Annotated in this window: 4 protein-coding genes; all 4 read left to right on the top strand. The window is 42.6% G+C overall.

What is annotated here, in order from left to right; all coding sequences use genetic code 11:
- Window positions 1-36: 36 nt before the first annotated feature.
- Window positions 37-3675, top strand: a complete 3639-nt coding sequence (locus I2I04_RS18405) for a glycoside hydrolase family 2 protein (RefSeq protein ID WP_195655606.1) — start codon at window positions 37-39, stop codon at window positions 3673-3675.
- A gap of 149 nt (window positions 3676-3824) precedes the next feature.
- Entirely contained in the window at window positions 3825-6092 is a 2268-nt protein-coding gene (locus tag I2I04_RS18400; protein ID WP_195655605.1) for a GH92 family glycosyl hydrolase, read from the top strand.
- A gap of 25 nt (window positions 6093-6117) precedes the next feature.
- Window positions 6118-7350 carry a glycoside hydrolase family 71/99-like protein gene (locus I2I04_RS18395; RefSeq protein ID WP_229127015.1) on the top strand — a complete coding sequence of 411 codons (1233 nt, stop codon included), beginning with the start codon at window positions 6118-6120 and terminating at the stop codon, window positions 7348-7350.
- A gap of 33 nt (window positions 7351-7383) precedes the next feature.
- Window positions 7384-10752, top strand: a complete 3369-nt coding sequence (locus I2I04_RS18390; RefSeq protein WP_195655604.1) for a glycoside hydrolase family 2 protein — start codon at window positions 7384-7386, stop codon at window positions 10750-10752.
- Window positions 10753-10926 lie beyond the last annotated feature (174 nt).

Here is a 10926-nt window from a genome sequence, read left to right as displayed (position 1 = left end):
GAATTGATGTATCTCCTTAAATATTGATGGATAGTTATGAATATGTTTTTAAAGTTTTTTATTATATGTAGCATAGTAACTCATGGAGTATATGCCCAACAAAGCAGCAGCTTGAAATATGATTTTACTCAATCCGGTCAGCCACTAAAAGTGGTCGGGCGTGGGGTTTGTAAAGTAGAAAATGGTGTATTAAAGTCAAGAGATGCGTATGCTTGTTTTGGTAATCCGAAATGGAGGAACTATACTGTTTCTTTTAAAGCAAGAGCACCAAAAGATGCTGAGCAAGTTCAAATTTGGGCTGGCTTTAGGGCTTTTAATCGCTATGACCGCTATGTAGTAGGTATCAAAGGTGGTTTGCAAGATGACCTTTATCTTTCCCGTATGGGATATATGGGGACAGATGAGTTGATGGATATCCGACCATTGGGATTTCATCCAGTGCCGGGAACTTGGTATAATATCAAAATAGAAGTTTGTAAAAACAGGATACGTGTATTTGTAGGTGATAATAAGCTTCCATATATTGATGTAATTGATAAAAACAGCAACCTGGCTCCTTCGGGTGAAGTAACTTTAGGAGGTGGTTGGATTGAAACAGAGTTTGATGATTTGACAATCATTCCTTTGGAGAATACTTTTCTAAATAATACACCTTTAAAGACGCTTTCTTTTAAATTGGCATCTAAAGATAAAGAAAAGAAACGTATAAAGGAAAGAAATGAATATAAACCAGTGATTGTAAATAAACAGATTGGAACTAGAAGCGAGATTAGCCTTAACGGTAATTGGTTGTTTATGCCTACTTACCAATTGGATGATGTAAAGAAGGCTATTGCTGTTTCCACTGATGACCAAGATTGGCATGTGATGTCTGTTCCTAATTTTTGGAATCCGGTACGTATTTGGTTACATGGTGAAAAAATGCAATCAGCCGCTGGCAGGCAGTCTAAAGGGGTTTCTGATACTTACTATCAACAGGAGACGGATCGTTGCGAGAATTATACGTTTGAATATAATAAGATAAAAGCTGCATGGTATCGCCAATGGGTGGAATTGCCTGAAGATATTAAAGGAAAACGGCTGGTCTTGAATTTTGATGCTGTATCCAAAGTCGCAGAGGTATATATCAATGGTGAACTGGCCGCTTCTCATATTGGAATGTTCGGTAATTTTGAGGCGGACGGTACGAAATTGTTCAAACCGGGAAAGAATCTCGTGGTGGTGAAAGTGACCCGCGACTTCGTGAAGAATATAGCAGATGCAGAGAAAGTGGTAGATGTAGCTGTGACAGTGCCAGTTACCAATAGTATGTTAAAAGATATTGCTCATGGTTTCTATGGTGATAGTCCTGCTGGTATTTGGCAACCAGTGAAATTGACAATAACTAATCCAATGAAAATAGAAGATGTATTTATCAAACCGGCATTGGATGGTGCTACGTTTGATGTGACAATCAACAATCATTCTCCCAAGAAAGGTAACTTTGATGTAACTGGTAAGGTTGTTAATAAGCAGACAGGCGAAGTATTGTATAGTGGTACGTTGCTGAAGAATCAGGTGCTGAATACAAACGAAGAAAAGGTATTCACAGCCTCAATAAATAATCTGAAACCGCTGTTATGGTCTCCGCAACATCCGAATCTGTACAGATTCTCATTTACAGTTGTTTCCGGTAAGACAGAAGTTGATACGAAAACTATAACCTCTGGCTTTCGTACATTTGAAGTGAAAGATGGATTATTCTTTCTGAACGGTAACCGTTATTGGTTCAGGGGTGGCAATCACACTCCTTATGCATTGGTAGCCAATGACCGTGCAGCAGCTGATAACTTTTATCAGGTGATGAAAGCCGGTAATATTGAAGTGACCCGCACGCATACTTGTCCTTACAATGAAGTATGGATGGATGCTGCCGATGAAAACGGTATCGGGGTAAGTTACGAAGGCACATGGCCTTGGCTGATGATTCACGAGTCAATGCCCGACCAGAAACTGATTGATATGTGGGCAGATGAGTGGCTGGGGATGCTGAAAAAATACAGAAACCATCCTTCATTGCTGATATGGACTGTGAACAACGAGATGAAATTCTATGATAACGATAAGGATCTGGAACGTGCGAAGAAAAAGAGCACCATCATCTCCGATGTTGTGAAGGGCATGAGAGCGGTAGATCCTACTCGTCCGGTTTGTTTCGACTCCAACTATCAGGCAAAAGGTAAAGCACAAAAATACGGTAAGGCATTCTGGGATACGATTGATGATGGAGATATTGACGATGTTCATTCTTACATCAACTGGTATAACCGTACTATCTTCAAACAGTTCAAAGGTGAACTTCAGCGTGACTTCAAGATGCCGGGACGTCCTTTGATTAGTCAGGAAATGGCTACCGGCTATCCGAACAATGAGACCGGACATCCTACCCGTTTCTATACGCTGGTACATTATAATCCGCAATCATGGGTAGGAGAGCAGGCGTATGCGTTCGGTAATCCGAATTGTTTCCTCGAGGCACAATCGTTCATTACAAGCGAACTGGCTGAAGCACTCCGCCGTTCCAATGACCAGGGTTCGGGAACCATTCACTTTGCATTGCTGACTTGGTTCCGCAGTGTATATGATAAGAATAAAATTGCCCCGTATCCTGTATATTACAGAATGAAACGTGCGTTGCAACCGGTGCTGGTAAGTGCCGAACTTTGGGGACGCCATTTCTATGCCGGTGAGAAACTCCCGACGCGTATCTATATCGTCAATGATCTGGAAGACGGTTCTTCTTTGAAACCGACGGTAGTGAGCTGGTCTGTTCAGGATAAGAGTGGCAAACAGCTGGTGAGCGGAACAGACAATGCTCCGGAAGTGAAACATTACGGACGTTACTGGTATGAACCGAATATCGTATTACCGGCCAGTCTGCCAGCTGATAAGTCGAACTTGAAATTGGTATTGAAACTGACAGAAAACGGTAAGACTGTATCTGAAAATGAATATGAATTGCTGGTAGCAGTAAAGAGCTGGAATAAATTGCCGGGGGATGCCGGTAAGAAGGTTGTACTGGTGGATGGTGACAACACGAAGAAAGTATTCGATTACTTGCAGATACCTTATCAGTCGGCAGCAACTGTGGCAGACGCGTTGAGGCAGAAAGCGGATGTATGCGTATTTGCCAGTTTGAAAGATTGCACACCGGAAGAGCAGAAAGCGATTCGCGAATATATGGTCAAGGGGGGGAAAGTACTCTTCCTGCATGGCGAACAAGCAGTGAAGGCAGTCTTCCCTGAATACATCACAGGGTGGATAAAACCTACTGAAGGCGATATCTCCAATATGGAAATTCCGGAGTCTCCCGTGTTCAATGATATAGACTGGATGGAATTGAGATATTTCAACGACAACCGTCGCGAAGTGCCTACTGTTTGCAGTTCGGCTTATCAGGTGACAAGAGATGAACGAGTTCTTCCATTGGCTAATCATATCAAGATTCACGGTTATGTGAATGGTGATATGCATGAACGTTCTGAGTACGTGAAGACTATCAAAGGATTCCCGTTGGTTCAGATTACGGAAGGAAAAGGAACAGCTGTAGCTTCGGGTATGTCGATAGAAAAGGCAACGACCGATCCGATTGCCGGAAAACTATTAGTGAATATTCTTAGTGATTTGTTGAGATAAATTTAAGATTAATTTTTAGGTTAATGTTTATTGGTAAAAAGAGTTGTTTTCAGTCAATGTCACTCCTGCAAATGGAGTGGCATTTACTACTTCTTAGAAACAACTACAGGCACATGCATTAAATCATATAATATCATTATAAATATACCATGAAACGACTGAATTCTTTTTTGCTTGGGGCCGTATGTTTATTGGCATCGTGCGGCAATGGTACCTCGTCTATTATGTCGGAAATGTCTCCCGTCGATTATGTCAATCCTTATATGGGGAATATCAGCCACTTGCTGGTTCCGACTTTCCCCACCATCCATTTGCCGAACAGTATGTTGCGTGTATATCCGGAACGTTCCGATTATACGGCTGACAAAATCAAGGGGTTGCCTTTGATTGTCACTAATCATCGCGAGCGTTCGGCGTTTAATCTGACGCCCTATCAGGGCGACAGAGACGGGATGAAGCCGGTGATTGCCTATACATACGATCACGAGCGCATCACTCCTTATTCTTATTCGGTCTATTTGGATGAACCGGGGATTGAAGTATCTTATGCTCCGTCTCATCAGTCGGCTGTATATCAGCTGGAGATGAGTCCCGACTTTCCTTCCTATCTGATCTTCAATTCACGCGAGGGAGCCGTGAAGGTGAATGACAATGCCGTGAGCGGTTATCAGCAACTGGTGAATAATACCAGAGTTTATATTTATCTCGAAACCAGCCAGAAACCGTTGGAGACGATGGTGCTGAAGGATGGCAAGGCGGATGTTGCTCAAAAAGAAATGAGTGGTAAGGATGCTTGTGTGGCGCTTTATTATGGGGATAAAGGAGGCACATTAAATGTACGTTACGGAGTGTCTTTTATCAGTGAAGAGCAGGCACGCAAGAATCTGGAACGTGAGATTTCCGGTTATGATGTGGCTGCTGTTGCTGCTGCCGGGCGTGAAATCTGGAACCGTACATTGGGTAAGATTGAAGTGAAGGCCTTCAATGATGATGAAAAAGGACTTTTTTATACCTCTCTCTACCGCTGCTATGAGCGCCCTGTTTGTTTGAGCGAAGATGGTAAATACTTCAGCGCTTTTGACGGCACTGTGCACGAAGATGCGGGAGTTCCTTTTTATACCGATGACTGGATTTGGGATACTTACCGTGCTACTCACCCGCTGCGTGTGCTGACTGAGCCAGTTTTGGAAACCAACATCATCCGTTCTTATATCCGCATGGCAGAACAGATGGATAGTCTGTGGATGCCTACTTTCCCTGAAATAACCGGTGACTCTCGCCGAATGAATTCCAACCATGCTGTGGCAACAGTGGCAGATGCTTGTGTAAAAGGACTGACGGATTTTGATATTGAAAAAGCTTACCTTGCCTGTAAGCAAGGGATTGAAAATAAAACGCTGGCTCCTTGGTCGGGTAAACCTGCCGGATGGTTGGACAGCTTCTATAAAGAACATGGTTATATACCGGCTTTGGCTCCGGGAGAGGTGGAAACAGTGCCCGAAGTTCATCCTTTTGAAAAGCGTCAGCCGATTGCCGTTACGCTGGGTACTGCTTATGACGAATGGTGTCTTTCGCAGATTGCCGGATATTTGAATAAGGAAGAGCAAAAAGATTATTATCTGAAACGGGCACTTAACTACCGGAATGTGTTCAATCCGGAAACCCGTTTCTTCCACCCTAAAGATAAAAGTGGTAAGTTTATCGAGCCGTTCGATTACCGTTATTCTGGCGGTATGGGTGCTCGTGAGTATTATGGTGAAAACAATGGTTGGGTATATCGTTGGGATGTACCTCATAATGTGGCCGATCTCATTTCGCTGATGGGCGGACGTGACTCCTTTAATCAGGAGTTGGACAGAATGTTCAATGAACCGCTGGGACGCAGCAAGTTCGAATTTTATGCCCAATTGCCGGATCATACCGGAAATGTGGGACAGTTCTCCATGGCCAATGAGCCGAGTCTTCACATTCCTTATTTGTATAACTATTCCGGACAGCCTTGGAAGACGCAAAAGCGTATCCGTACCTTGCTGCACGAATGGTTCCGTAACGACCTGATGGGTATTCCCGGCGATGAAGACGGTGGTGGTATGTCAGCGTTCGTTGTGTTCTCTATGATGGGATTTTATCCGGTTACTCCAGGCACACCTACCTACAATATCGGCAGCCCGATGATGGAATATGTGAAGATGGATTTGGGCAATGGAAAGTTCTTTGAAATCGAAGCGAAGAATTGTTCGATGGAAAACAAATATATACAGTCGGCCACGTTGAACGGAAAGGAATGGAATATGCCTTGGTTCAGCCATTCGGACATTGCCAATGGCGGAAAACTGGTACTTGTAATGGGAAGCAGAGCTAATAAGACATGGGGAGCGGGCGTAGACAATGTTCCTCCTTCTGCCAACACAAAATAATCGTCTGATAAACAAAAGTGAATAGATGAAACGAGGACTATTGAATATAATGTTGATTAGTGCAGCATTGTTGCTGTTGGGAACAACCGTACAGAGTAAAAAACAATATGATTCTTATAAAGGATTGGTAATGGCTGGCTATCAGGGCTGGTTTACTGCTCCCGGTGATGGTGCCGGTCGCGGGTTCTATCACTATCAAGGAAGCCGTGGTTTTAAACCAGGTTCGTGCAGTGTGGATTTTTGGCCGGATGTGACTGAGTACAGTAAGATTTATCCTACCGATTTCACTCTGGCCAATGGAGATACGGCATATGTCTTCAGTTCGTATGATGAATCTACTGTCGATACTCATTTCAAATGGATGAAGCAGTATGGGCTGGACGGTGTGTTTATGCAGCGTTTTGTAACTGAGATAAAAAGTCCGAAAGGGAAAAAGCATTTCAATAAGGTGTTGGCATCGGCTATGAAATCTTCTACTAAATATGGACGTGCTATTGTTGTGATGTACGATTTGAGCGGGATGAAGTCGGGAGATGAAATGACGGTGTTGAATGATATTGACGAGATCTCAAAAACTTATGATTTGCAGAATCGTAAGAAAGTGCCCGGTTATCTGTTCCACAACGGTGCTCCATTAGTCACACTCTGGGGAGTAGGTTTCAATGACAAACGTGCATATGGACTCGGAGAGGTGGAAACGATGGTGAGAGGATTGAAAGCCCGCGGATTCAGTGTGATGCTCGGTGTGCCGACTTATTGGAGGGAGTTGAAGAACGATGCAGTTCAGGATCCGAAGCTACATGAGCTTATTCGCAGTTGTGATATCATTATGCCTTGGTTTGTGGGACGTTATAATGAGACATCTTATGATAAGTTCAAGTCAATTCTTCCCAAAGATATTGAATGGGCAAAAGAGAATAAGGTAGACTATGTGCCTTTGTGTTTTCCCGGTTTCTCGTGGAAGAATATGGAAGGGGAGAAGTCACTCTTTATTCCTCGCAACAAAGGAACTTTTTTATGGAAGCAATATGCCGGAGCAATAGCTGCAGGTGCAGAAATGCTGTATGTAGCCATGTTTGATGAAATAGACGAAGGGACAGCTATCTTTAAGTGTGCCACCGAAGTACCTGTGGGAGCGAGTACATTTATTCCTATTGAAGAGGGATTGAAGTCTGACCATTATCTGTGGCTTACTGGTGAAGCGAAGGCAATGATGCTTAAAAAGAGAAAATTCACGGAGACACCTCCTGTAAGATAATAATATTTTAATAATTTTAATTATAACAATACCATGAATTTGAAATGTGTAAATTTTGGTAAAAAAGCAATGTTGTTTTTGCTTTGTCTGGCAGGTATAAACCTGGCTATGCAGGCAAAAAATGACTATCCATACACTTTTAATCCGATGAAAGGGTTGGTGGATGATACAGAAAAAGCTTTTAGACAGGAAATATGTTTAAATGGAAAATGGAGTTTTATGCCCATTTACGGTGCGAAAGCTGGCGATTTTAAGCTGCCGGGTGATTTTAGGTGGGATGCAACTCCTATCAAAATTCCTTCTCCATGGAACGTGAATGACTTTACAAATAAGCAGGGAGGTGACTTTGTTGCTTATCCCAGTTATCCGAAAAAATGGAAAGATGCCACAATTGGATGGATGAAGAAGGACTTTGAAGTGTCTAAAGAATGGGGAGCTGACAAACGTATCATTCTTCATTTTGAAGGATTGATGGGTAAAGCCATGATTTATGTGAACGGAAAGTTGGTAGCAGAGAACTTTGAACTGTTTATGCCGCTTGAGATAGATGTAACGGATCTTATTAAGGCTGGTGACAAGAATGAAGTTTTGGTGGGCATAGCCAAACCTAAAATATTTGAAGAAAAAGGAAAGAATGGAAGACGTGTCAATGTGGGTGGTTCTATGTGGGGAACTGAGATGGCAGGTATTTGGCAAGATGTCTATTTGTTTGCCTATCCGCAGGTATATGTGCAGGATATGTTCGTGCAGCCTTCAGTGAGCAAAAAAACTTTGGCTTTTGAACTGGAAATTAACAATACTACAGCGAAGAAAAAAACGGTTACTATTGACGGTATTGTAAAGCAGTGGATTAATATGGCCGGAAAATCGATCAATGAGGCACCTGTTCAGTCAGGTAAACTGGATGAGAAGGTAGCTTTGGCTGTTGCGGGACAGAAGAAGGTGGTGTTAAACCCGAATTGTGTGACAAAGGTGCGCATCGAACAGCCGGTGGCTGACGGACAACTTAATTACTGGACTCCCTCTACTCCCCATCTATATGGAGCTTTGATTAGTATAAAGGATGGAAAGAAAGCGATAGATACTAAATACGAACGTTTCGGATGGAGAGAGTTTGATATTGAAGGCGGGCATCTCCGCTTAAATGGCAAGAATATTTCTTTGGCGGGTGATTCATGGCATTTCACAGGAGTACCCCAAATGACACGCCGCTATGCGTGGGCATGGTATACAGCTTTGAAAGCTGCCAACTGTAATGCAGCTCGTCTCCATGCACAGCCTTTCCCACGTTTCTACATGGATATGGCTGACGAAATGGGTATTTGTATTTTGGGTGAAACAGGGCTTTGGTCAAGTGACGGTGGTCCTAAAATAGACAGCGAAGAGTACTGGACTAATGCTGTAGAGCATATTCGTCGCTATATCAAGAGGGATAGAAATCATGCGTCAATTTTCGGTTGGAGTGTTTGCAACGAAGTGTTGCCGGTGGCCATACACGTGTTCAAATCTCCGGAAGAACTGGTGCAACGTCAGGTAGATGAAATTAATCACTGGGTAAGAACAGCACAGGAAATGGATCCCACTCGTGGATGGATTTCGGGAGATGGTGAAACCATGCGTCCTACGATATTGCCTACTGTCATTGGTCACTATGGTGATATAAACGGTATGAAGAATTGGGCTTCTCAGGGAAAACCTTGGGGGATTGGTGAACAAAGTATGGCTTATTACGGAACGCCTAAGCAGACTTCAAAATATAATGGCGACCGCTCATACGAATCTCAATTAGGGCGTATGGAAGGGTTGGCAATTGAATGTTATGACTTGCTGAAAACACAGCATGAACTCAACGCTTCTTATGCTTCCGTATTCAATTTGGCATGGTATGCTTTGCAGCCTTTGGCTTTAGGACAGAAGGATACTAGTGTAGCTCCGTCTGCAAACGACGGAATTTTCTTCACCGAATTCAAAGAAGGTGGTTATGGTATGCAGCCGGAACGTCTTGGTCCTTATACGACAACATTTAATCCGGGGTATGATCCGTCTTTACCGTTGTACATTACTTGGCCGATGTTTGATGCAATCCGCGCTGCCAATGCTACTCCGATGCAACCTTACAATGCACCTGTCGTTTCTGCAAAACCTGCACTGAAACCGGTGGCTCCTGCCGAAAAAGTAATTGTATTGGCGGGTGAAGGTTCCACATTGGTTACGGAATTGACAGAACTGGGTATTGCAGTTGCTAAAGATAACACTCTAGCCAAAGGTAAAACGTTGATAGTAGTAGACGGTAAAAACTTCCCGACCGAAACTAAACAGCTGGCATTGCTTGACAAGGCCAAAGCAGGAAAAGATAACATTACTGTGTTGATTTGGGGAATGCTTCCCCCTAATGTAGATGCATTGAATGTTTATCTGCCTTATGCCATGAAGATGGACAGACGTCCTGCTACTTCTTTTTTGGTAACTCCTGGTGCGGTAGCTGTACAAGGTATGGGACATGGCGATTTCTATTTTTCCGAATTATTGCCTAATAATAAGAATGCAATGAAATTCGGTATTTCCGGAGACTTTGCTGATAAAGGCGAAATAATCCTGAAGGCTTGTCCTGCCGAATGGACTAAGTGGAATTATAAATCGGAAAATACAAAGACAGCGGCCGTGTTCCGTAGCGAACGTGAAACGAAAGGGTCACCTGCTGCGATAGTTTCTGCCAAGAACGGGAAAACGGAATTTGTAGTTGCTTCTTTAGACTTGAAAGATATTAAATATGAGACTAATGCTTTAGTACGTCAGATTATTGCTAATCTGGGAGCTCAAATATCCAATAGTAATTTGAGCGGTATGCAGGCCTTTGATGAAAATGCAACTTTGCAACGTGCACTGTTTTGTTTGGCTACACGTGATAATGAGCAGAATGTGAAGTTTATGTTGGATAAAGATTTCCTGGATGGGGAAATAGCTTTAGAACCGGGATTGGATACGAAGAGTGGAGAACTCACATGGCAAGTGATGACAGGTACGAATCAGGGAAACATGATTCTTGAGAATAAGGAAAGCAATAAGAAAGCGGGAATTTTCTATTTAAGCTATTGGATATACAGTCCGCGTTCGTTGGTGAACTTACTTGCTGAACCGGATATGCCTCACATGAATATGATTGTTGATACTCCTTATGGTTTCAATCTCTGGATCAATCATGAATTACAGTCAAACAATTTACCTAAAGATGGTGTAAACAGTGTGGCTGTAGAAAACTTGAAACTGAATAAAGGTTGGAATCATGTGATGATGAAAGTGGTAGTTCCGGTAAAGAGTGATAAAGCGATGAAATTGAAAGTTCGTTTAGAATCTAATGATGATAAATATTTGAAGCAGGTACTTTCATCAGTAGTACGTTAAGTTATATTGCGATACTATACTTAAATTAAATGTCCTTCCCCATGAAAACTCTGTGAAGAGGTTTTGTGGGGATTTTTTTTCTGAATACCTTTCGTACAAGTTATTTTAAGGATTTATTAATCTCAATTAATTCGAAATTAATAGCCCGGTTAGCCTCTCGGCTTTACTTTTGCT

It is taken from the genome of Bacteroides sp. 1001136B_160425_E2 (genome assembly GCF_015559655.1).
In the GTDB taxonomy this organism is placed as follows: Bacteria; Bacteroidota; Bacteroidia; order Bacteroidales; family Bacteroidaceae; genus Bacteroides; species Bacteroides luhongzhouii.
This window is presented reverse-complemented; position numbering and strand designations above follow the sequence as displayed.

Excerpts from the sequence above, each read along its gene's own strand:
- I2I04_RS18405 (WP_195655606.1), top strand. The coding sequence starts at position 37 with ATGAATATGTTTTTAAAGTTTTTTATTATATGTAGCATAGTAACTCAT.
- I2I04_RS18400 (WP_195655605.1), top strand. The coding sequence starts at position 3,825 with ATGAAACGACTGAATTCTTTTTTGCTTGGGGCCGTATGTTTATTGGCA.
- I2I04_RS18395 (WP_229127015.1), top strand. The coding sequence starts at position 6,118 with ATGAAACGAGGACTATTGAATATAATGTTGATTAGTGCAGCATTGTTG.
- I2I04_RS18390 (WP_195655604.1), top strand. The coding sequence starts at position 7,384 with ATGAATTTGAAATGTGTAAATTTTGGTAAAAAAGCAATGTTGTTTTTG.